Genomic DNA, 22178 nt, shown 5'->3' with positions numbered 1-22178 from the left:
GGCTATTCGGCTATCAGATAGTCGAATTCGCCGTCTTTGATCCCCGACAACATGGCCTCGATCTCCGCGGGGGTGTAGATGAGAGCGGGGCCATCCGGGTGGCGGGAGTTGCGTACGGCAACCCCGCCACCCGGCAACTTCGCGAACTCCACGCAAGCGCCCTGGGAGTTGGAGTGGCGGCTCTTGCGCCAGACGGCATCCGGGATGCCCGATGCGACCATGCCGTTGTACACCTGGGACACTGGACTCTCCCGGATCGTCGCAGGGCGCATCCCCGATCACGTATCCAGGGATGCCAACTTCCTTCGTTTCCCCGGATCATAACGCTGCTTCATGTGCTCCTGCATGACCGGATGCACGTGCACGTTCGGTGTTCCCACCGCTACAACGGCGTTGTCCCTGCGGCGCGATGCACGGCATGGAACCGGGTGACGGAACGGGCCTCGGGTGCCGTCACCCGGCATTCTCGAAAACGGGCCGGAATGTCACCCGGGGCGGCCCCAAGACCGTTTTCCGGGAATACCGGCCGCCCTGGCCGCGGATTCGCTTCCCCGCTTCCGCTCCGGACAGCTATACCCGGACGCCTATACACCGTAGTGGACGCCGCACGCCCTGGGCGGCGGGCGTTGTCAGACCCTCCTGGCAGACTCCTGGGCGTGGACGGAGACCGGCTACGGGGGTGCCGGTCCCCGTCCACGCTCCCCCGGGCGGCGCAGCCCGGCGCGCGGTGGCGTCCCGGTCCGCGCACGATGGCGGCAAGGGCCGCCGGACGGCAGCCTCACCCTGCCATCCGCCGGCCCCAGGGAAGGATCTTCGATGTCCCTCAGCCTCCAACAGCTGAGCCGCTGCACCGTCGCCTTCGACCTCGGGGCGTCCCGGACCCGTATCTACCTGCGGGACACCGGGCTGATCGTGGATGAGCCGAGCATCGCGGCGGTCAACACCAGGACCGGCTCGCTGATCGCGGTCGGCCATCCGGCCGCCGCCATGGCCGGGCGCACGCCCGCGCACATCCGGGTGGCGCGGCCGATCTCCGGCGGCACGGTGGTGGACATCGACATGGCCCAGCGGATGCTCCGCTTCCTGATCAGCGACAAGATCCGCCGCGCCTGGCGGCGCCGGCCGCTGCTGCGGGCCGCGGTGTGCGTACCGCATGACGCCGAGCCGATCGCCCAGCGCGCCTCGGTGGAGACCCTGACCGGGCTGGGCGCCCGCCGGGTGGAGCTGGTGGACACCCTGGTGGCGGCCGCGGTGGGCTGTGACCTGCCGGTGGAGCAGCCCGAGGCGACCATGATCGTGGTGTGCGGCGCGGCCTCCACCCAGGTGGCCGTGCTCTCCCTGGGCTCCATCGTGGCCGCGGAGAAGGTGCAGGTGGGCGGGGACGCGGTGGACTACGCGGTGATCCAGCACCTGCGCAGCGAGCATGAGCTGATGCTGCCCACCCAGGGGCTCTATCCGCTGCATATGGCGCTGCGGGCGGACCGCTCGGGCGCCGGCGCGGAGACCGAGGTGCGCGGCCGGGACATCGCCACCGGGCTGTCCCGCACCGTGCTGGTGAGCACCGCCCATGTCCGGGACGCCATCCGCACCCCGCTGACCGCGGTGCTGGACGCCATGGGCCGGGTGCTGCGTGACTGTCCGCCGGACCTGGTGGCCGACCTGGGGGTACGGGGCGTGACGCTGGCCGGCGGCAGTGCGCTGATGCCGGGGCTGGACACGCTGATCGAGACCGCCACCGGGATGGTGGTGCGCATCGCGGACAACCCGGAGCACTGCTCGGTGCTGGGGCTGGGCGCCATGATGGAGGGCCGGGTGCGGCCATGGGCCCTGAACCCGGTGGAGACCGGCTGAGCGGCCGGCAGACCATTTACTGACGCTCCCTTGGGAACTTCTTTACGGTCCGGTCGGTTCACCCTGTGCACGACTCTTCCAGGTTTCTCAAGGAGAAGACAGGCACATGGCGCTCTGGGACCGGCTCAAGGAATCGGCCACGACGATGCAGGGCCAGCTGATCGCGAAGAAGAACGACCTCAAGAGCGGGGCGTTCCGCGATGCGAGCATGGCGATGTGCGCCCTGGTGGCGGCCGCGGACGGTTCGGTGGACGCGGCCGAGCGGCAGCGGGTGGCCTCGCTGATCGCCACCAATGAGGTGCTGCAGAACTTCCCGGCGGACGATCTGCACGCCCGCTTCACCGGCTACTGCCACAAGCTGACCGTGGATTACGCCTTCGGCAAGGTCAGCCTGCTGCAGACCATCGGCAAGGTGCACAAGAAGCCCACCGAGGCGCGGGCGGTCATCCAGATAGGCATTGTCATCGGCGGCGCCGACGGGGACTTCGACAAGGACGAGCGGGCCGTGGTGCGCGAGGCGTGCTTCGCGGTGGGCATCGACCCGGCCGAGTTCGACGTCCAGCGCCCGTAAGGGGCGCGGGACGGCTGCGCTCATGCGGCTCCGCCGCGTGGGCGCGACCAGCCACAAACGGCCCGCAGCCAGAACATCACAAGGACGCCGGCCTGGTGAGCAGGTTGCCGACCGCTGCGATTCCACGGGTGATGGCCCGTTCGCCGACATCGCCGAAGCCGAGGATGAGTTGCGCGGGCGCGGTGGCGCGCGAGGCACGGCAGCTGCTGATGCCATAGAGGCCGACGGACCGTTCGCGGGCGGCGGTGACGATGTGGTGTTCGTCGGCGCCGGCGGGCAGGTGGGCGATGGCGTGGAAGCCGGCGGCGAGGCCGGTGACCGGCAGGCCGGGGGCGTGCTCGGCGAGCGCGGTGAGCAGGGCGGTGCGGCGGGCCGCGTAGATGGCGCGCATGCGGCGCAGGTGGCGGTCGAAGCGTCCGGATTCGATCAGCCTGGCCAGGGCGAGTTGGTCGAGGGTGGGTGTGCCGCGGTCGCTGCGGTGCTTCTGGTCGGCGAGCGATCCGGCCAGCTCGGGCGGGCAGACCATCCAGCCGATGCGCAGGGCGGGGACCAGGGACTTGCTGACGGTACCGAGGGAGATGACCCGGTCGGGCGCCAGTCCCTGGAGGGCGCCGACGGGTTCGCGGTCGTACCGGAATTCGGCATCGTAGTCGTCCTCGATGATGACCGCGTCGCGGTCTCTGGCCCACTCGGTCAAGGCCAGCCGGCGCTCCGGGGCGAGGGCGACGCCGGTCGGCCACTGGTGGGCGGGGGTGACCACGACGGCGCGGGCGTCGGTCAGGGCCAACGCCCTTACATCGATGCCCTGTTCGTCGACGGGTACGGGAACCGCCCGCAGGCCCGCCTCGGTGGCGGCCGCACGGACGGTGGCGGGTGAGCCGGGGTCCTCGAAGGCCACGCTCCGCACGCCGCCGTCCACGAGGACACGGAGGGCGAGACCGAGGCCCTGGGCGTAGCCGTTGCAGACGACGATGTGTTCCGGGTCGGCCGCGGCGGCTCGCACCCGGCGCAGGTAACCGGCCAGCACCTCGCGCAGGACCGCGCTGCCACGCGGGTCGCCGTAGTCGAACTCCGCCGTCGACATGGCACGTGCTGCCTCACGGGTGGCCCAGAGCCAGTCCTGGACCGGAAAGGCGCCCAAGTCCGGTACGCCCCACCGGAAGTCGGCCACCAGGCGCGGGGCCTTGGTGCTTGGCCGGGCGGCACCGGGCGATGCCGCGGTGCCCGCCGCCACCCGGGTGGCGGAGCCGGGGCGGGTCACCAGGTAGCCCTCGGCCAGGAGTTGGGCGTAGCACTCCTGCACCAGACCGCGCGAGAGGCCAAGCGTGCGGGAGAGTTCCCGGGAGGACGGCAGCCGTTCACCGATGTGCAGGCGGCCGGTGCGTATCGCGTCCCGCAGCCCATGCTCCAGTTGCGCGCGCAGCGGCCGACCGCTGGTCCGGTCGACGGGCAGCAGCAGATCGGGCGGGGAACTGGACCACTCCGGCGGCATGGAACTGGAGCTTACTGGCGATCCGGTCGGGCGCTTAGCGTCCTGCCCATGACCGAATCGCTCAACTCGGCTTCCCCCACGCCCGCGACACGCTCGCCGCTGGTGACGCGGTCGTTGCTGCTGCGCTTCATATCCATGCTGGGTGCTTCGACCAGCTTCTACCTACTGCTGTCGGTCGTCCCCGACTATGCGACGGCGGGCAACGGGGGTGGCGGGAGTGCCGGGCTGGCCACGGGCACGCTGATGCTGGCGACGGCGGCGGGCGAGCTTGCGACGCCGGCCCTGGTCAACCGCTACGGCTACCGCGTCGTGCTGGCCGCTGGTCTGGGTCTGCTGGGCGCGCCGGCGCTGGCACTGTCGCTGTCCCGGAACCTGTGGTGGATCGTCGCGGTCTGCCTGCTGCGCGGACTGGGCTTTGCGTTCACCGTGGTCGCGGGCGGCGCGCTGACGGCGTCGCTCATTCCGGCCGAACGGCGCGGCGAAGGGCTGGCGTTGGTCGGTATCGTCGGCGGGGTGCCCTCGCTGGTGGCGCTGCCGCTGGGTGTGTGGCTGGCCGCGCACGGGGGTTATGGGGTGGTCTTCACGGCCGGGGCTGTGGCCGCGCTCGCCGCGATCCTCTCGGTGCCCGGCCTGCCCGACCGGATCCGCGCGTCGGGGCGGCCGGTCGGTATCGCCGAAGGGCTGCGGACGGCCGGACTCCGGCGCCCAGCCGTGGTGTTCGCGGCCACCGCCGTCGCCGCCGGGATCGTCGTCACCTTCCTGCCGCTGGCCGTTCCCGCCTCGGCCACGGGCCTGGTCACCGCGGCGCTGTTCGTCCAGCCCGCGACGGCCACGGTGGCCCGCTGGCTCGCCGGCCGGCGTGGTGACCGGCACGGCCCGGACGCTCTGGTGCTGCCCGGCCTGCTGCTGTCGGCCGCCGGCACGCTGCTGATGGTGCTGACCAGCACCCCGGTGGTGGTCGTCGTCGCGGTCGGCGTGTTCGGGATCGGCTTCGGCGTGGCCCAGAACGCCACCCTGACGCTGATGTACGCGCGTGTCCCCGCCGCCGGCTACGGCACCGTCAGCGCGCTGTGGAATTTCGCCTATGACGCGGGCATGGGCGCCGGCGCGGTCGCGTTCGGCTGGCTCGCGGCGGGGACCGGTTATCCCTGGGCCTTCGCCCTGACCGGCACCGCGATGCTGACCGCCGTCGTCCCGGCCTGGCTCGACCGCCGGGCGGCCGCCCGGGCCAAGGACAGCGAGGCGCACGCGCCCGAATCAGCATGCGCACCGCTGCCGCTCCGCGACAACCTCGACCACGCGTAAACGCGCCCGCAACCAAGAAGAAGGAGATCACATGCAGCACTTCGTCCGGCCCCATGGCAGCCCGCCCGTCAACGGTTACAGCCACGCGGTGGCGTTCACCGGACCGATGGTCGCGGTCTCCGGCCAGGTTCCCCTGGACACCGAGGGCCGGGTCGTGGGCGAATCGGATGCCGCCGCCCAGATCCAACAGGTCTTCACCAACCTGGCCATCGCGCTTCAGGCAGTGGGTGCCCGGCTGCACGACGTGGTCAAGCTGACCGTTTACCTGACCGATCTGGCCGACCTGGACGCCTTCCGCCGGATCCGCGACGAGCATCTGAACCCGGCCTGCCTACCGGCCTGTTCCCTGGTGCAGGTCGCCGGGCTCGTCCGCCCGTCCTTCCGCGTCGAGATCGACGCCCTCGCAAGGATTGACCCGGTCATGGCCTGAGTAGATGATCACGCCGTGCCCAGGGCGGCAACCCATTCCGGGTGCCGACCTACAAGCCGAGAGGAACCCAGCCATGTCCAACTCCGGACCGCTCGCCGTCGATTCGCTCCCGATCCCGCCCCGTTCGACCGTCGCCGTGCTCGGCCCCGGAGGAGTCGGCGGCCTGCTCACCGCGCTGCTCTCCCGTGCCGGACACCGCGTGATCTGCATCGCCCGGGACGAGACCGCCGGGCCGCTGCGTCAGCACGGAATCCGCGTCCACAGCAGGCAGTTCGGCGACTTCACCGCAGCCGTCGAGGCGGCAACCGTGCTGCGTGAGCCCGTCGACCTGTGCCTGGTGGCGGTCAAGAGCACCGCCCTCGACGCCGCGCTCGACCGCATCCCGCCGCAGTCGCTCGCGAGCGGTGTGCTGCTGCCGCTGCTCAACGGCGTCGAGCACCCCGACGTCCTGCGAGCACGCTATGGGCAGGAGCGCGTGGTACCGGCCGTGATCCGTGTCGAGTCCACCCGCACCGCGCCGGGCGTCATCGAGCACGGCAGCCCGTTTACCGAGATCGACCTGGCCGGGCAGCGGGAGCGGCTCGCCCCGTTCGTCCCGCTGCTCACGGGTGCCGGAGTGACCACCCAGGTCATGGCGGACGAGAACGCGGTCCTCTGGGGGAAGCTGGCCTTCCTCGCTCCCTTCGCCCTGCTCACCACCCGCCATCGGCTGCCCATCGGCGGTATCCGGTCCGAGCGGCGGGACGAACTGACGGCCCTGGTCCAGGAGACCGTCGCGGTCAGCCGGGCCTGCGGCGGACGGTCGGCGGTCGATGAGGTGCTGAAGCGCTACGACGCCTTCCTCGCCGACAGCAAGTCGTCCATGCAGCGCGACGCGGAGGCAGGCCGCCCGCTGGAACTCGACGCCATCGGCGGAGCCCTGCTGCGCGCGGCGGAGCGGCACGGCATCCCTGTGCCGCTCACGACCCGGCTGGTGACCGAACTCGCGGCCGAGGCCAGGCCATGACCGAAGCGATGGATCACGACCGGGTCCGCCGGAGCTATGACACCGTCGCCGAGGAGTACCGGGAGCGCATCAGCGGCGAGCTGACCCACAAGCCGCTGGACCGGGCGCTCCTCACGGCGCTCATCGAGGCGCGCCTGGAGCGGACGCACTATCCACCGGAGGCCGAAACCCGGCGCGGGTATCTGCTGGCTCGGCGGGACGTCGGCCGACCAGGAAGGTGACCCGAGTTGGCGCAGGTCACCGAGGTGACCTGCGCTCCCCTCCGGGGCTCAGACCGCGGTGGCGGCCCGCTTCTCACCGCCGTTGTGCCCCGCCTTGGCCCTGGCCTGCCGGCGCGCCCTGGTGGCGCCGTCGGCCCGGCCCTGCTCCACCCAGGTGCCCAGGGCGATCTCGGCGGTGATGCCGGGGCCGAAGCCGGCGATCACCCCGCGGGCGGCATGGCCGGCCCCGCCGTCCTGCCAGAGCCGCTCCAGGGCATCGAAGATCACCGCGCTGGCGATATTGCCGCGCTCGGTGAGCGTGGCACGGCTGTAGCGGAAGGTCTCCGGCTCCAGGTCGAGGTAGTGGCAGAGGTCGTCCAGGATCCGCGGGCCGCCGGCATGCACGATGTAGAAGTCCAGCCCGGAGACGTCCCAGTCATGGGGCTCGGCCATCTCGCGCATGGCCGGGGCGAGCATCGCCATGGTGCCCGGCACCCGCTTGTCCAGGATGAAGTGGAAGCCGGTGTCCCGGACGCCATAGGAGATCCAGTCCTCGGTGTCCGGCACCAGATGGGAGCCGTTGCGCTCCAGCCGCACCCCGCTGCCGCCCTGGCCCCGCACCACGGCCGAGGCCAGCGCGTCCCCGAACAGGCCGTTGGACAGCAGGTTGCCCACGCCCAGGTCGGTCGGCTGGTAGAGCAGGGAGCAGAACTCACAGGCCACGATGAGCACATTGGCCTCGGGGTAGGCGCTGCAGAAGTCATGGGCCCGGTTGATGGCGGCCCCGCCCGCCGCACAGCCGAGCTGGGCGATGGGCAACTGCCTGGTCTCACTGCGGAATCCCATGGTGTTGATCAGCCAGGCGGTCATCGAGGGCATCATAAAGCCGGTGCACGAGACATAGACGATCATGTCGATCTCGCGCGGGGTCAGCTCGGCCTGCGCCAGCGCCCGGCTGACCACATCGGGCACCCGGCGCTTGGCCTCCACCTCGTACATGTCGTTGCGCGCGGTGAAGCCGGGGTGCTTGAGGGTGTCCTCGATCGGCTGCAGCAGATGCCGCTTCTGCACACCGGTGTTGCCGATCAGCCGGAGGGCCAGCTCCAGTTGGGGATGGTCGGCATGCAGGGTCCGGGCGAGCTCCAGGGTCTGCTCCCTGGTGATGATGTGCTCGGGGACGGCGATCGCCGGTCTGCAGAGCGTTGCCATGACGACGCCTCCTTCACCAGGCGACCGGCAGGGTGAGCGGGTAGCGCCAGATCGAGACGGTGTTCCACTCCACCTCCTCCGCCGGTACGGCCAGGCGCAGTTCGGGGAACCGGCTGAGCAGGGTGCCGATGGCGATCTGCAGCTCCATCCGGGCCAGATGGGCGCCCAGACAGTGGTGTGAGCCATGCCCGAAGGTCATGTGCGGCGCGGGTTCCTGGCGCTCGAAGTCCAGCTCGTTCGGGCGTTCATAGGCGTCGTCGTCACGGTTGGCGCACAGATAGGAGACATGGACCACATCCCCCGCCTTGATGGTGACACCGTCGAACTGGACGTCCTCCAGGGCGACTCGGGGGATGCCCACACCCTGCCGGAACGGGATGTAGCGCAGCAGCTCCTCGATGGCCTGCGGCAACAGCTCGGGCCGGGAGCGCAGTTGGGCCAGGTGGACGGGGTGGGTGAGCAGGGTGTAGACGATGTTGCAGATCTCATAGGTGGTGGTGTCATGACCGGTGACCAGCAGCAGCATGCCCATCACGGCGAGCTCCCGGTCGTCCAGCCGCTCACCGTCCACCTCGGCGGTGGCCAGGGTGCTGAGCAGGTCGTCGCCCGGGTTGCGGCGGCGTTCGGCGGTCAGTTCGGCGAAGTACTCCCGCAGCCCGGCCTTGGCCTCGGCCGCCTTCTCCCGGTCGGCCGGCTTCATGGACATCATCGCCATGGCCCACGCGCGCAGCTGCGGACGTTCGGCGGCCGGCACCTGCAGCAGCTCGCAGATGGTGGTCAGCGGCAGCTTGCCGGCCAGGTCCTTGGCGATGTCGCCGGGCGGGCCGTGCAGCTCCATGGTGTCCAGCAGCGCGTCCACCACCTGCTGGGTCTTCGGCCGCAGCTCCTCGACCTGTTTGTTGCTGAAGCCCTTGGTGACCAGGCGGCGGAGTCTGCTGAGAGCGGGCGGGTCCATCACATTGATGGCCTCGGACTGGACGATGGGAGCCGGTGTGATGCGCGGGAAGTCCTTGCCGATGATGGCGGCCCGGCTGAAGCGGCGGTCCTGGGTGACGGTGCGGACGTCCTCGTACCGCGTGACCAGCCAGCACTCACCCTCGCCATAGGGCATGCGGACCCGGGCGATGGGCGCCTCCACCCGCATCCTTGCCATGAAGGGGTCTGGTTCCAAGGCGTCATCGTGACGGAAGGGACACGTCCGTTCGGATTCCGAAGTAGTCATGGAAACACTCCCCTGTACCCAAGGGCACGGCCCGGTGGCGCGCCGGTATCTACTGATCGCTTCCGCACTGGCAAGCGCGCCACACGTGCAGATGCACAATTCACTCGATTTGTGGACTGAACAATGTAAAGGGAACACACTTTTCCCGAACACGCTCGGGTGAGTTGCTCCATTCGAGTGAAGGGGCATCAGGGCCTCGTCAGGGGAGCGTCAGGGACACCGTCCGGCCCTTGCCGCCGGTTCCGCCCTCTCCTTGGATGGGGTGTGTGAACAGCTCCGTGCGCCATGACGACCGGCCGCCTCATACGGCGTCGCCGAGTCCCGCGCGCTGCTCTCTCGCGGTCCGCTAGCGGTCCTACGGCCGCCTGCCGGCCCGCTGTCTCCACCCCACCCGTCGCCGTTCACCGTGACCGGTGGTGCGTCACCTTCGCCCGGCGGTCCCGCAGCAGCGAGGACCCCGGGAATCAGCTGCCTTTCCGCATCCCGGAGTGGATCACCATGTCTTCTGCTGCCTCGCCCTCCCCCCGGACCGTCCTGGTCACCGGCGCCACCTCCGGCATCGGCTGGGAGACCGCCCGGCTGCTCGCCGAAGGGGGCGCCACCGTCCTGGTGCACGCCCCGGACCAGGCCAGTGGCGAGGATGCCGTCGCCCGGCTGACCGCCGCCGGCGCGGACGGGAAGCTGCTGCATCCGACCGTCGCGGACTTCTCCCGGCTGGACGAGGTGCGCGCCATGGCCGCCTGGGTGGCCGACCGGTTCCCGGTGCTGGACGTCCTGGTCAACAACGCGGCGGTGGCCGCCCCGGAGCGCCGCACCCTCACCGCCGACGGCCATGAGCTCGCCCTCCAGGTGAACTTCCTGGCCGCCTACCTGCTCACCCGGGAGCTCTCCGGGCCGCTGTCCGCCCGCCCCGGCAGCCGGGTGATCCATGTGTCGTCCTCGATGCACCGCACGGCCTCCATCGCCTGGAACGACATCAACCGCGCCCGCCGCTACTCCCGGGTGGCCGCCTACGCCCAGTCCCAGCTCGCCCTGACCATCTTCGCCCGCTCCTCGGCCGACTGGACATCCGTCAGCGTGCACCCGGGCGTATGCGACACCGCGCTGCTGCCGATGTACGCGCACGAGGGCGACTCCCCCGCCGAGGGCGCCGCCCGGGTGGTCCGCCTGTGCGACCCCGCCACCGAGCTGGAGCCCGGTGCCTACTACGACCGCACCGCGCTCTCCCCGGTGGCCCCGGTGGCGCTGGAGGAGCGCACCGTGCGCCGACTGTGCAAGCTCGCCGGCCGGCTGGTCGACCAGGCCGCCTGACCGCCGCCCGCCCCGCCGAACGAAGGCATTCCATGTCCAGGCGCGCACGCAAGAAGAAGACCCGGCGCAAGAAGAAGGCCAACCACGGAAAGAAGGCCGGTCAGCGCTGACGCCGCCCCGGCCGGCGGAAGGGAACCCCGGTGATCGCACTGTCCCCGCGCACCGCTCCGGCCGCCGGCCCCTGGGCCGCCTGGTTCCCCACCGGCCGCCCGGGCCTTGGCTCGCTCACCGAACACCTCCGCACCACCGGGTGCGGCCGCTGGTGGGCCGACCGTCCGACAGCCGCCCGGGCCGGGGCCGTGGAGTGCGCCGGGCACGTCCTGCTGGGCGGTGATCCCCAGGCGGTGGACCCGGCCGGGCTGGCTCCGCTGGCCCACCGCTACTTCGCGGCGCCGGACCGGTTCCTGCCGGTGCTGGGCGCCGCCTTCGAACGGATCACCCCCTGGGAGCGGATGATCTGGACGCACCCGGGCGCCCCCGCCCCGGCCCGGCGGCCGGGCCGGGGCATGACCATACGGCGGCTGACCGCGGCGGACGCCGCCGCGGTGGCCGCGCTGGGCCCCGACTTCCGCCGGCTCGGCGGCAGTTGGGGCGGGGCCGCGGCGCCGGCGGGATCCGGCTCCGCCCATGGCGCCTTCCGGCGCGGCCGGCTGCTCTCCCTCGCCGTCACCCACTTCCTCGGCGAGCGCTACGCGGACATCGCGGTGGCCACCGTGCCCGCGCACCGTGGCCACGGGCTGGCGCTCGCCTGTGTGACCGAACTGTGCATGGACCTCAACACCATGGGCCGCGCCGTCAGTTGGACCTGCTCACGGGACAATCACCCCAGTCGCCGGCTGGCCGCCGCGGCGGGCTTCCAGCCGGCGCTCCGCTATGTCCACCACGCGGCCGGAGCCCCCCGGATCAGGCCCGCAGCCCCCGCACCGGCTCATGGGTATGCGACTCGATGTCCTTGATCGTCTTGTCCAGCAGCTGGTCGGCGATCCGGTTGAGCGCCCGGGCCACGGACAGTTCGTCGCCGATGTCCGGGACGTTCTCGTCGCCCGGGTTGCAGCGGGCGGTGCCCTCGCCGACGATCGGGCCCGGAGCCTTGCCGCTGAGCCTGGCCTCGGCGGTGACGGTGTGGTCGTGTTCCTTGATGTCGATGTGAACACTCCAGCTCTTGGTGCCGGTCACTGCGGATCCCTCCTTGCGCGCGGCCCCCTGGCACCACGCTGACACGGGCGCCCCTCCCCCGCACCCGGAGCCGGCCGCCCCGGCCCTAGCCCCGCCCGTCCAGGGTCCGGCGGACGTCCCCGTCGTGGTAGTAGGTGCGGCCCGCCCTGGTGCGGCGGCGCCAGCGCTGCTCGCTGGCATGGCGGTAGACACTGCCGGGTGGGATACGCCACAGCCGGGCGATGTGTCCGGCACTGACCCACGCCGCCGCCGGAGCCTCCGCGGTGGAGTTACCCTGCGCCAGGCGCCGCCGCAGCCGCAGCCAGTCCGCCGCCTGCCAGCGGTGCCCGGGGGCGGTGTCACAGACGATTTCGGCCTGGGAATCGGGCCGGTGCGGCCGCAGCAGCGCGGTCAGGGTTCCCGGGCAGCCGGCCTCCACACAACCGCCTATCGGCACCCGGCGAATCGGCAGCGGATCGATGACCCGGTACGCGCGGTTCACCAACTTTGCTATTTCCAGGGAGACTTCATGGGCCGCGTCCTGGGCGGCCAGCCAGCCGGCATGCCGGATGAGGAACTCGCCGAGCGCGGACACCGTATTCTCCGGCGCGGCCACACCCCGGTCCTCCACCACCACCGCCGCCCAGCAGCGCAGCACTCCCATGATCGCCGAACGCGCCTCGGCCGCCGCGGAGTTGAATGGCATACCGGGCAACGGCCCCCCGGAGGTCTTCTCCTGCCGCTGGTCAGGGCCACCCCCCAGCCGCAGGCCGCACTCCTCATGGAGCCGGGGCAGCCGGGACAGCTCCCGCACCAGGCGGTCACCGCAGGCCGCACAGAGCCGGCTCCCGGCGGCCGTGAGCCCACGGGCCCCGCCCTCCGCCGCACGACCCCGGCAGCCCGCCCCGGCGCACACCGCTAACGCCGTCGCGATGCCCGTCATTCCTCCAGCCATTCCCTGCCCCCACTCGGTCGGAAGTACCGCCAAGCTATTTCCGGGAATCGCCGCCGGACAAGGTGGTAAGCAATTTCATGTCATTCCTGTGTAGTTGGATTTCTTATTTCTTTCAGTAACCTGCCCGACCGCTCCGGCGGGCCCGAACGGAACCCTCCGCATGGTTACGGTCCGTGTTGCCACCGTCACTGGGCCGCAGGTCGACGGAACCATACCTGACGGTTCGTCAACACATTAAGGCGCGCCGCGTCAAGCCCTGCCTTTGTTTCCGGCCAGTTAAGAATCAGGATTTTTTGACGGTACGTCACAAAATGAACTTTGACAGGACCTAAAGCCGCTTTATAGTCTCGTTCGAGAAGCACTGACTCGATGCCTGTTATTGGATGAACGTGGGGGAGCATCGGATGGGTCATCAGTCCACTGGCTTTCTAGAGCAGAAAATTCTGCGGCAATCACCGACACGGCCCCGCTTACCCGCCCAGGCCCGGTCCACCCTGCGGGTACTGGTGGTGGAGAACGAGCCCCGGGCCGCCCGGGCCCTGGTCATGGGCCTCCGCCGGCATGGATATCAGGCCGACAGCGTGGACACCGGCACCAAGGCGCTCCAGCAGTACCGGGACGCCGACTTATTGCTGATCGATCTGGACCTGCCCGACCTCGACGGGGTGGCCGTATGCCGCGCCATCCGGTCCGCGGGCAATACCGCGATCATTGTCGTCACCGCTCGTGACACCGAACTCGACCGTGTACTGAGTCTGCAGGCAGGCTCGGACGACTACATTGTCAAGCCCTATGGTTTCCCCGAACTGACCGCCCGTATCGAGGCCGTCATGCGCCGGGTCCGCCCCGTGCAGCAGCATCAGCCGGTCACGGAGATCATCATCAGGGGGCCGCTCAGCATCGATTCCCGGACTCGGGAAATCCACTTGGGTGACCGACGCGTCGAAGTGACCCGCAAGGAGTTCGACTTGCTCTACCTCCTTGCCTCCCAGCCGGAGAACATCATTTCCAGAAAACAGATCATGACGCAGGTCTGGGAGGATTCACGATCACGTCCCGGACGTACCATTGATACCCATGTCAGCAGCCTGCGGAGCAAACTCGGCTCCAGCACCTGGATCATCACCGCACGCGGCGTGGGATTCCGATTCGGGCACGCCTGAGCCGGCCTGCCGATTCCCGCATTCACCACGGCCACCGCACCCGCTGTCCGGGGGCGGTGGCCGTGCCGATTTCGTCAACCGCCCCGCGTCAGGCGGCGTTCCGCCAGCCGGGCCGGGGCCCGGCCACCCAGGAGGTGGCCGCCCGGCGCCGGGTCATGGCCGGTGTCCACCGCGCACCGGCCACATCCCGCGATCCCTCGCCCGCCACCCCGGCGGCCCGGGCCGCCAGCACCGCCGACAACGCCACCGTCACCGCGGCGACTTCCTCCGCGCTGGGCGCACCGCTCTCGATGCGCAGTCCCCGCGCGGTCATGCCGGGTCCACCGAGAGGGTGTGCCGGAACACCCCGCGCGGGTCATAGGTGCTCTTGGCCCGCTGCAGCCGGGGGTAGTTCTGCTTGTAGAGCAGCGTGGACCAGGGCACTCCGGAGTGGTTGACGCTGGTGTTCCGGATGTCGATGTCCGGGTAGTTGATGTAGCAGCCGTCCTGCTGGTCATTGGGCACCGGCACCCCGCCGGTGGACGCGTGCACCGTGCCGTGCAGGGTGCGTATCCAGTTGACCTCGGCCTCGTCATCGGCCTTGTCCACCCAGTTGTTGGCGTACCAGAGCTTGATGATGGAGTCCCGCTGCGCCACCGCGGTGGCCGTCGGGGCGACCGTATTGATCTTGCAGCCATAGGCGGCCAGGTACACCAGCCCGATGCCCTTGTGGGTCTGGTCGGTCAGGCTCTTGTAGAGCGCGGCGATCTGGGTGTCGGTGAAGGGCTTGCGCAGATAGCCGCCCATCGACTTGTGGCGGGTGTAGCCCTGCCGGTCGCCGGAGGGCGTCAGGGCGGCCTCCAGCCAGGTGGAGTCGGTGGTCTGCACGGTGGGCTGGACGCCGACGCCGGCCGAGAGGGCCTTGATGTAGTCGTTGTGCAGCTGCTCCAGGTTGGGCACTGTGGCGTCCATCCTGATCTCCAGCTTGACGTACCCCGCGAAGGCGGCGAACAGCTGGAGCGAGCTGTGCATCCGGGCGTACGGGGAGTCGGGCCCGCTGTTGGCCGCGTGCCAGGCACCGTGGTTCATCACCAGCCGGGTGAAGCCGGCCTCGGTCAGCCCGTTCCAGGGCCAGGTGACATAGCTGACCCGGAACCGCTCGGGCGGGGTGGGCAGCAGCTTGCCCGGCTCGCCCTTGGCGCCCGGGGTGCGGAACCAGTACTTGGTGACAATGCCGAACTGGCCGCCGCCGCCACCGGTGTGCGCCCACCACAGGTCGTGGTGCGGGTCCTTGGGGTCGCAGGTGCCCACCAGGGTGCGGGCCCGGCCGTCCTTGCCGGCCACCACCACCTCGACCGCGTGCAGGTGGTCGACCGAGAGACCGTAGTGGCGGGAGAGCGGGCCGTATCCGCCGCCGGCCACATGGCCGGCCACGCCCACCTCGGGGCACACGCCCGCGGGCAGGGTCACTCCCCAGCCGTCGTGGAGCGCCTTGTAGACCTCGCCCAGCCGGTTGCCCGGCAGCACGGCAAAGGCGTTCATCCGGGGGTCGAAGGTCACGCCCTTCATCTCCGAGGTGTCCACCAGCAGTCTGATCTGCGGGTCGTCCACCAGGCCCTCGAAGCAGTGGCCACCGCTGCGCACGGTGATCCGCTGGTTCTGCCGGACGGCCTGGTTGACGGCCTTCTCCACCTGTTCCGCGCTGTGCACCAGCCAGATCTCGTCCGCGCTGGAGGAGAACCGCTGGTTGTAGCCACGGGTGGCCAGTTCGGTGTACCGCGCGTCGCCGGGGCGGACGATCACCTCGGGGGCGACCGGTCCGCAGTCGGTCCGGGCCCCGGCATAGGCCGGTGTGAAGCCGCCGACCGCGGCGGCTCCCGCCACCGCTGCCGCGGAGCCCAGAAATCCGCGTCGCGAAACCCGCGAAACCATAGAAAGCACCTGCCTGTCTGATGTTTCGGCAAATATCCCCAAGTTGTCTACTAACTCCGGGGATTGGCCACAGCCAACCAGGCAGTGCTCGGCTCCGCCATGCTCTTGACATGGATCTGTCGTTGCCTAGTGCGAATGTTGAGTATCCGCGCGACGGACGCTCAACTTCCGCTGCTCACAACATCGTTCCGCCGGTGGCGTCCAGCCAGTGGCCGGTCACCCAGCGGCCGTCCTCGCTCGCCAGGAAGGCCACCGCGTCGGCGATGTCCTCGGGCAGTCCGATGCGGCCCAGCGGCACCTGGGACTCCAGGTACTGACGGGCCGGACCGGCCAGCCGCCCCTCGTGCATATCGGTCTCCACCACGCCCGGCGCCACGGTGTTGACGGTGATGCCGCGCGGGCCGAGCTGCTTGGCCAGGGTGCGGGTGACCACGTCCATCGGGCTCTTGGACATGGCGTAGTTGATGGCCTGGGGCATCGCGATGCCCCGGGTGAGCATGGTGGAGACATTGATGATGCGGCCGTTGTCGCGCAGCCGCCGCAGCCCCAGCTGGGTGATGAAGAACGGCGCCCGGGCGTTGACCGCGAAGACCCGCTCGAAGTTCTCCTTGGTGACGTCCTCGATGGTCGACTGGTCACCCAGCACCCCGGCGTTGTTGACCAGGATGTCCAGCCCGTCGGCCTGGGTGTCGAAGGCCGCCCAGAGCGTCTCCGCGTCGTCCGGCACGCCCAGCTGGGCCCGTACCGGGAAGGCGCTGCCGCCGGCCGCCTCGATGGCGGCCACCGTCTCCTTGGCCGCCGCCTCATTGCTGCCGTAGTGCACCCCGACCCTGGCTCCCTCCCGGCCGAGGCGCTTGGCTATGGCCCGGCCGATTCCCCGGCTGCCGCCGGTGACCAGGGCCGTCTTGCCGGTGAGTGTGCTGCCCATGCGCTGTTCTCCTTGTCTGCGGGGGTCTCAGGCGGTGTACGGGTCCTTGGCGCGGGCCTCCCGCAGCACCCGGGCCCACCAGGTCACCTGGTCCAGCAGCTTCTTGGCGGCGGTGTTGGGCCCCTCGGGGTTCTTCAGCCGGCCATCGCTCTCGAAGTGCTCCCAGGTGCCGTGGAAGCTCACGGTGTCCCGGGTGGTGACCGCGTGCAGCTCGGCGAAGACCTGCCGCAGGTGCTCCACCGCCCGCAGGCCGCCGGCCAGGCCGCCGTAGGAGACAAAGGCCACCGGCTTGGCGTGGAACTGGGTGTTGTGCCAGTCGATGGCGTTCTTCAGGGCCGCCGGGTAGCTGTGGTTGTACTCCGCGGTCACCACCACAAAGGCGTCGGCGGCCGCCAGCCGCGGGGTGAGCTGCCCCAGGGCGGCCAGGGCCTCCGGCGAGGGCGACATGGACGGCGCCTCCTGGCCCAGGTGCACCTCGGCCAGGTCCACCAGGTCGACCTCGATGTCATCGCGGCGCCTGGCCTCGCCGGCGAACCAGTTGGCCGCGGTGGGGCCGAAACGTCCCTCCCGGACGCTGCCGATGATGACGGCCAGCTTCAACCGGCTTTCTGACATGGGTATCTCCTTCGGTGGATCGGCGGGGTGGTGATCAGACGGCGCTCGCGGCGTCCGCCGCGTCCTTCAGCGCCGCGTACAGCACGGCCTCGGGCTGGGAACCGGTGAGCGTCACCCGGCCGCCGATACGGAAGACCGGCACCCCGGTGACGCCCGCCGCGCGTACCGCGTCCAGCCGGGCGCGCAGCTCCCGCTCGTCCAACTCACCGGGGACCACGCCCACTTCGGCGGCCAGCGCGGCCAGCACGGCATCGTCGCCGATGTGCAGGCCGTCGGTGAAGTGGGCCCGGAACAGGCGCTCCACCATGGCCTCGGCCCGGTCCTGCCGGGCGGCCAGGGCGATCAGCAGGTGCGCCTTGAAGGTGCCGGTGGCCACGGCCCGTTGGTAGTCCAGCCGCAGGCCGTCCGCGGCGGCATGCCGGGCGAACTGCGCGGTGCCGGCCGCCGCCTCGGGGCCGAAGACCTCCCTGAGCACCTCCAGCAGCGGCCGCCCCTCGGTGCCGGCGCCGGGCGCCAGCTCGAACGGTGCCACCGTCACCCCGACCCGGACGCCCACCGCGCGCAACCGCCCGGCCGCGCGCTGGAAGCGGGTCCAACCCAGGTAGGAGTGGGCGCAGATGACGTCCAGCACCACCTCGGTGTGCACCGTGCGGCCGGGCCTGGGCTCTTCCATCGCCGGTTCCTCCGAGACGGGTTGACGGGTGCGGCCCCGGGCGGGGGTGACCGAGGCCGCGGCTTGACGGGACCGGCGTACGCCGGCCGGCTCGGTCCGTCGATGACTGACGCCCGTTGGCCTCCGGTGGTCCCATCATGGGTGCCCTACTTACCGGGCGTCAAGTAAAACCACAAAGGCAGTTGCCCCGGCCAACCCACCCGTTACTGCGGGGGGTTGCCATGCTTGCGGGACGGCAGATCGGCGTGCTTGGTGGCCAGCATGGCCAGGCCCGCGATCAGCACCCGGCGGGTCTCGGCGGGGTCGATGACATCGTCGACCAGCCCGCGTTCGGCCGCGTAGTAGGGGTGCATCAGCTCGGCCCGGTACTCCTTGACCATCCGGGCCCGCATCGCCTCCGGGTCACCGGCCTCGGCGATCTGCCGGCGGAAGATGACATTGGCCGCGCCCTCGGCACCCATCACCGCGATCTCATTTGCCGGCCAGGCATAGGCCAGGTCCACCCCGATGGAGCGGGAGTCCAGCACGATATAGGCGCCGCCGTATGCCTTGCGCAGCACCACCGAGATCCTGGGCACGGTGGCATTGCAGTAGGCGTAGAGCAGCTTGGCGCCATGCCGGATGATCCCGCCGTGCTCCTGGTCCACCCCGGGCAGGAAGCCGGGGACGTCCAGTAGCGTCACTATCGGGATATTGAAAGCATCACAGACCTGAACAAATCGGGCCGCTTTCTCGGATGCCGAGATATCCAGCACCCCGGCCAGCGACTGCGGCTGGCTGGCCACCACCCCCACCACCTTGCCGTCCAGCCGGGCCAGCACACACAGGATGTTGGCCGCCCAGGACTCATGCACCTCCAACAGCTCGCCGTCGTCGACCAGTTCCGCGATCACCCGGCGCATGTCATACGGCCGGTTGCCATCGGCCGGCACCAGCTCATGGAGCGCCTCGGCGCGCCGGTCGGCCGGGTCCGCGGCGACCACGGCCGGCGGGTGCTCCCGGTTGTTCTGCGGCAGCAGGGACAGCAGATAGCGGACCTCCTCCAGGCAGGTCTCCTCGTCGTCATAGACGAAGTGCGCCACCCCGGAGACGGCGCCATGCACATCGGCGCCGCCCAGGCCGTTCTGCGAGATGTCCGCGCCGGTGACGGCCTTGACCACATCGGGCCCGGTGATGAACATCTGGGAGGTGTCCCGGACCATAAAGACAAAGTCGGTCAGCGCCGGGCTGTAGGCCGCACCGCCCGCGCAGGGCCCAAGCATCACACTGATCTGCGGGATCACTCCCGACGCCTTGGTGTTGCGCTGGAAGATCCCGCCATAGCCGGCCAGCGCCGAGACACCCTCCTGGATCCGGGCGCCCGCCCCGTCGTTGAGCGACACCAGGGGCGCCCCGGCCGCCAGGGCCATATCCATAATCTTGTGGATCTTGGTGGCATGGGCCTCGCCCAGGGAGCCGCCGAAGATCCGGAAGTCATGGGCATAGACGAATACGGTCCGGCCGTGCACGGCCCCCCAGCCGGTGATCACGCCATCGGTGTACGGGCGCCTGGCCTCCAGCCCGAAACCGGTGGCCCGGTGCCGCCGCAGCGGCTCCACCTCGTGGAACGAGCCCTCGTCCAGCAGCAGTTCGATGCGTTCGCGGGCGGTGAGCTTGCCCTTGGCGTGCTGGGCCTCGGTGGCGCGGTCGCCGGGACCCCGGCGCGCCCGTTCCCTGATCTCGGCCAGTTCCTCAACCGGTGTGCCACTCATCCGAATCCCTTCCCGCGGCCGACCGGCGCACCTCGTCCAGCAGCGCCGCCTGCCGCAGTGTGTCCTCGCCGGGGGCGTGCCCGGCCCGTACCGCGGTGACAAATGCGGCCACGGTGGCCGCCACCTGGTCGCAGGGCTCCAGTGCGATCTCCCGGTGCTCCGCGCCCCGGTGCAGGCCCAGCACCGGTGTATGGCCGGCGGGCGGGGTGAAGGCCCGGTCCACGGTGATCCGGCCCTCGGTGCCCCACAGTTCATAGGCCGACCGGTAGCCGTGCTCCATGCCGAAGGTGATCTGGGCGCTCACCCCGGCGGGGGTGCGCAGCAGCGCGGCCCCGGCGGTCTCCACCCGCTTCCCGGCGCGGGTGGTCAAGTGCGCGCCGGAGACGGCCAGTTCGGGGCCCAGCAGATGCAGGGCGGCCCGCAGCGGGTAGACGCCCACATCGGCCAGCGCGCCGCCGCCCAGTTCCGGCGAGTAGCGGATGTCGTCATCGGGCAACGGCGGGATGGTGAACGCCGCGTGCAGGGCCCGGAGTTCACCGATGGCGCCGTCCCGCACCAGCTCCCGCACCGCGGTGTGCCGGGTGTGGTGGACGAACATCACATTCTCCATCAGCGCCAGCCCCGACTCCTCGGCCAGCGCCAGCAGCTTCCCGGTGACCTCCGGGTCCGGGGTGAGCGGCTTCTCGGCCAGCACATGCTTGCCGGCCAGCAGGGCCCGTTCCACCCACTCGGCATGCAGGGCCGCCGGCAGCGGGACATAGACGGCCTGCACCTCCGGGTCGGCCAGCACGGCCGCATAGCCCGTTACGGGGCGGCAGCCGAAGCGGCCGGCGACCTCGGCCGCCCGGGCCCCGTCCCGGCTTGCCACGGCCACCGTCCGCAGTCCGGGGTCGGCCGCGAAGGCGGGCAGCATCCGGCGTACCGCGATATCCGCGCAGCCGAGGACCGCGATCCGCACCGGTGCGTTCATCGGCCGCTCACCGTCCAGGCGTTGAGGCAGGCCAGCAGGGTACGGCCCTGGACATTGAGGTAGTGGCCGTGCCGGACCAGCGAGCTCAGCTGGGCGGGGGTCACCCAGGCGTAGCCCGGCGGCGGGTCCAGCGGGGCCAGCCGCTCATCGGCTTCCACCAGCAGATAGCGGCTCTCGGCGTTGAGGAAGCGGCCGCCCTCCTCGGAGTGCACCGCCTCATAGAGCGGGGTGGCCGCCAGGACCGCGTCCAGGAACAACGGGCGCTGCGCGGCGGGCAGATGGGCGTAGTTGCCCGGGGTGTACTGAACGGTGGGGCCGAGCTCCACGGTGTCCAGGAAGCCGCCCTCCACCCGGGCGTGCACCAGCACATGGCGCACTCCGTCGAACTCCCGGGTGAGGAAGGCGGTCACGCCCTGCCCCACCGGTTCGAACAGCGGCTGGGTCCAGCCGGTCACCTCGCGGTTGCCGGCCTGCACCCGGACCGCCACCACCTTGAAGTAGCGGCCGTCCTGGTGCTCGATGGTGTCCTCGCCGCGCTTCCAGCCGGGCAGGCCGGCCAGCGGGACGCGCTCGGCGCGCACGTCGTGCCGGGAGCGCTCACCGGTGATCCAGGACAGCAGCCGGGTGTCCGGCAGCAGTGCGCCCGCCGTGGGGTCCGCGTGGGGCAGGGTGGACAGCACGGTGCGGGAGTCCATGTTGACCACATTGTCGCGGTGCAGCAGTTGGGCGATCTGTCCCAGGGTGAGCCAGCAGAAGTCGTCCAGCAGCGGCACCTCTTCCAGCGCCTCCACCACCATGTTGCGGTTGGACTTGCGGAAGAACCACGACCCGTGTTCGGACTGCAGCGCGTCCGTGATCACCCGGCCCCGGCCCGGCTCGATGAAGTACTCGATGTACTTCACATCGGCGCCCTGGTGCGCCTTGGTGTAGTTGCTGCGGGTGGCCTGCACCGTGGGCGAGAGCTGGAGCAGGGTGGGGGTCCCCCCTGTTCGAGCGGAGCCGAGAACTTGGGGGCGGTTGCCGGGTTCCATCTTGGCCTGCATCAGGAAGTGCAGCACCCCGTCGAACTCCTTGGCCAGGATGCCCAGGATGCCCACCTCGGGCTGCTTGATGATGGGCTGGTGCCAGTCGGCGTAGGGCCCGTCCCCGTAGGGGCCCTCCTCCTCGGTGACACGCAGGCCCTCCACGGTGAAGAACCGGCCGCTGCGGTGCACCAGATTGCCGGTCGGCTCCTCGAACGACCAGCCGTCCAGCTCGGCGAAGGGGATGCGGTCCACCCGGAAGGTGCTGGCCCGGCCCCGGCCGGCCAGCCAGGAGGCGAAGTCGGCGGTGGCCGGCCCGGCGCCCTCGGTGGCGGCGGCGGAACGGGCGAGGCGGGCCGCGAGACCGGTGTCCTCGCGTGGCTGGATGAGAGAAGGCATTGATCGGGCTCCCTGCTTATGGATCAGGTGTCAGAGGTA

The 22178-nt window shown here is 70.6% G+C and carries 24 protein-coding genes; 10 read left to right on the top strand and 14 right to left on the bottom strand.

The features are described 5' to 3' along the window. Positions 1-2: 2 nt before the first annotated feature. Positions 3-242: a DUF397 domain-containing protein gene (locus ACIHFE_RS29305; RefSeq protein ID WP_400111293.1), complete on the bottom strand. Its 240-nt coding sequence runs from the start codon at positions 240-242 to the stop codon at positions 3-5. Between the two features lie 574 nt (positions 243-816). Here ACIHFE_RS29305 and ACIHFE_RS29300 point away from each other — a divergent pair. Beyond that, a complete protein-coding gene (locus ACIHFE_RS29300; protein WP_400111291.1) occupies positions 817-1851 on the top strand; it encodes a rod shape-determining protein in 1035 nt (344 codons plus the stop codon). A gap of 106 nt (positions 1852-1957) precedes the next feature. Then, positions 1958-2422, top strand: a complete 465-nt coding sequence (locus ACIHFE_RS29295; RefSeq protein WP_400111289.1) for a tellurite resistance TerB family protein — start codon at positions 1958-1960, stop codon at positions 2420-2422. 76 nt (positions 2423-2498) lie between these two features. Here the strand turns inward: ACIHFE_RS29295 and ACIHFE_RS29290 are convergent, their stop codons facing one another. Then, the gene (locus tag ACIHFE_RS29290) at positions 2499-3914 is read right to left on the bottom strand and encodes a PLP-dependent aminotransferase family protein (protein WP_400111287.1); all 1416 of its coding nucleotides are present in this window, start codon (positions 3912-3914) and stop codon (positions 2499-2501) included. A 48-nt stretch (positions 3915-3962) separates the two neighbouring features. Between ACIHFE_RS29290 and ACIHFE_RS29285 the strand changes: the two genes are divergently transcribed. The 4 genes from ACIHFE_RS29285 to ACIHFE_RS29270 all read left to right on the top strand — a co-directional run bounded on the left by ACIHFE_RS29285 (position 3963) and on the right by ACIHFE_RS29270 (position 6876). After that, complete coding sequence (locus ACIHFE_RS29285; RefSeq protein WP_400111285.1) at positions 3963-5219, top strand: MFS transporter; 1257 nt, start codon at positions 3963-3965, stop codon at positions 5217-5219. Between the two features lie 31 nt (positions 5220-5250). Continuing rightward, entirely contained in the window at positions 5251-5649 is a 399-nt protein-coding gene (locus ACIHFE_RS29280) for a RidA family protein (protein WP_400111283.1), read from the top strand. 73 nt (positions 5650-5722) lie between these two features. Beyond that, a complete protein-coding gene (locus tag ACIHFE_RS29275; RefSeq protein WP_400111281.1) occupies positions 5723-6655 on the top strand; it encodes a ketopantoate reductase family protein in 933 nt (310 codons plus the stop codon). Then, complete coding sequence (locus ACIHFE_RS29270) at positions 6652-6876, top strand: hypothetical protein (RefSeq protein WP_400111279.1); 225 nt, start codon at positions 6652-6654, stop codon at positions 6874-6876. The genes ACIHFE_RS29275 and ACIHFE_RS29270 overlap by 4 nt, the downstream gene beginning before the upstream one ends. Positions 6877-6924: 48 nt before the next feature. Here ACIHFE_RS29270 and ACIHFE_RS29265 read toward each other — a convergent pair whose 3' ends face one another. Then, positions 6925-8064 carry a type III polyketide synthase gene (locus ACIHFE_RS29265; RefSeq protein WP_400111277.1) on the bottom strand — a complete coding sequence of 380 codons (1140 nt, stop codon included), beginning with the start codon at positions 8062-8064 and terminating at the stop codon, positions 6925-6927. A gap of 13 nt (positions 8065-8077) precedes the next feature. Beyond that, a complete protein-coding gene (locus ACIHFE_RS29260; protein WP_400111275.1) occupies positions 8078-9286 on the bottom strand; it encodes a cytochrome P450 in 1209 nt (402 codons plus the stop codon). A 498-nt stretch (positions 9287-9784) separates the two neighbouring features. Here ACIHFE_RS29260 and ACIHFE_RS29255 point away from each other — a divergent pair, with 498 nt between their 5' ends. The 3 genes from ACIHFE_RS29255 to ACIHFE_RS29245 are packed head-to-tail and all read left to right on the top strand — an operon-like array spanning position 9785 to position 11553. Continuing rightward, positions 9785-10597, top strand: coding sequence for an SDR family NAD(P)-dependent oxidoreductase (locus ACIHFE_RS29255; protein ID WP_400111274.1), 813 nt, complete (start codon positions 9785-9787; stop codon positions 10595-10597). Between the two features lie 32 nt (positions 10598-10629). Continuing rightward, positions 10630-10707, top strand: a complete 78-nt coding sequence (locus ACIHFE_RS29250; RefSeq protein WP_400111417.1) for a 50S ribosomal protein bL37 — start codon at positions 10630-10632, stop codon at positions 10705-10707. Positions 10708-10737: 30 nt separating this feature from the next. Next, positions 10738-11553 carry a GNAT family N-acetyltransferase gene (locus tag ACIHFE_RS29245; RefSeq protein WP_400111272.1) on the top strand — a complete coding sequence of 272 codons (816 nt, stop codon included), beginning with the start codon at positions 10738-10740 and terminating at the stop codon, positions 11551-11553. On the opposite strand, the gene ACIHFE_RS29240 is transcribed toward ACIHFE_RS29245, so the two are convergent. Together ACIHFE_RS29240 and ACIHFE_RS29235 are read right to left on the bottom strand one after the other, a co-directional pair. Then, the gene (locus ACIHFE_RS29240; RefSeq protein WP_400111271.1) at positions 11501-11773 is read right to left on the bottom strand and encodes a DUF1876 domain-containing protein; all 273 of its coding nucleotides are present in this window, start codon (positions 11771-11773) and stop codon (positions 11501-11503) included. The genes ACIHFE_RS29245 and ACIHFE_RS29240 overlap by 53 nt on opposite strands. 85 nt (positions 11774-11858) lie before the next feature. Then, positions 11859-12695 (bottom strand): hypothetical protein, encoded by an 837-nt coding sequence (locus ACIHFE_RS29235; protein WP_400111269.1) that lies wholly within the window; start codon positions 12693-12695, stop codon positions 11859-11861. 416 nt (positions 12696-13111) lie between these two features. On the opposite strand from ACIHFE_RS29235, the gene ACIHFE_RS29230 reads away from it, so the two are divergent. Beyond that, entirely contained in the window at positions 13112-13870 is a 759-nt protein-coding gene (locus tag ACIHFE_RS29230) for a response regulator transcription factor (protein ID WP_400111267.1), read from the top strand. Between the two features lie 88 nt (positions 13871-13958). Here the strand turns inward: ACIHFE_RS29230 and ACIHFE_RS29225 are convergent, their stop codons facing one another. The 8 genes from ACIHFE_RS29225 to ACIHFE_RS29190 form a co-directional block, all read right to left on the bottom strand. Then, positions 13959-14183, bottom strand: coding sequence for an acyl-CoA carboxylase epsilon subunit (locus tag ACIHFE_RS29225; protein ID WP_400111265.1), 225 nt, complete (start codon positions 14181-14183; stop codon positions 13959-13961). Continuing rightward, positions 14180-15781 (bottom strand): FAD-binding oxidoreductase, encoded by a 1602-nt coding sequence (locus ACIHFE_RS29220; RefSeq protein ID WP_400111263.1) that lies wholly within the window; start codon positions 15779-15781, stop codon positions 14180-14182. The genes ACIHFE_RS29225 and ACIHFE_RS29220 overlap by 4 nt, the downstream gene beginning before the upstream one ends. Positions 15782-15956: 175 nt before the next feature. Next, positions 15957-16709, bottom strand: a complete 753-nt coding sequence (locus ACIHFE_RS29215) for an SDR family oxidoreductase (RefSeq protein ID WP_400111262.1) — start codon at positions 16707-16709, stop codon at positions 15957-15959. Between the two features lie 27 nt (positions 16710-16736). Next, complete coding sequence (locus ACIHFE_RS29210) at positions 16737-17324, bottom strand: NADPH-dependent FMN reductase (RefSeq protein WP_400111260.1); 588 nt, start codon at positions 17322-17324, stop codon at positions 16737-16739. A gap of 34 nt (positions 17325-17358) precedes the next feature. Next, positions 17359-17997, bottom strand: coding sequence for a DsbA family protein (locus ACIHFE_RS29205; protein ID WP_400111258.1), 639 nt, complete (start codon positions 17995-17997; stop codon positions 17359-17361). 203 nt (positions 17998-18200) lie between these two features. Next, the gene (locus ACIHFE_RS29200) at positions 18201-19748 is read right to left on the bottom strand and encodes an acyl-CoA carboxylase subunit beta (protein ID WP_400111256.1); all 1548 of its coding nucleotides are present in this window, start codon (positions 19746-19748) and stop codon (positions 18201-18203) included. Continuing rightward, positions 19729-20718, bottom strand: coding sequence for a Gfo/Idh/MocA family protein (locus ACIHFE_RS29195; RefSeq protein ID WP_400111254.1), 990 nt, complete (start codon positions 20716-20718; stop codon positions 19729-19731). Before ACIHFE_RS29195 ends, ACIHFE_RS29200 begins: the two co-directional genes overlap by 20 nt. Beyond that, positions 20715-22139: an NDP-hexose 2,3-dehydratase family protein gene (locus ACIHFE_RS29190; RefSeq protein WP_400111252.1), complete on the bottom strand. Its 1425-nt coding sequence runs from the start codon at positions 22137-22139 to the stop codon at positions 20715-20717. The genes ACIHFE_RS29195 and ACIHFE_RS29190 overlap by 4 nt, the downstream gene beginning before the upstream one ends. Between the last annotated feature and the right edge of the window lie 39 nt (positions 22140-22178).

This window comes from Streptomyces sp. NPDC052396, assembly GCF_044593195.1.
Classification (GTDB): domain Bacteria; phylum Actinomycetota; class Actinomycetes; order Streptomycetales; family Streptomycetaceae; genus Streptomyces.
Note: the sequence above shows the minus strand (reverse complement) of the source record. Positions and strands in the feature narration are given on the sequence as shown.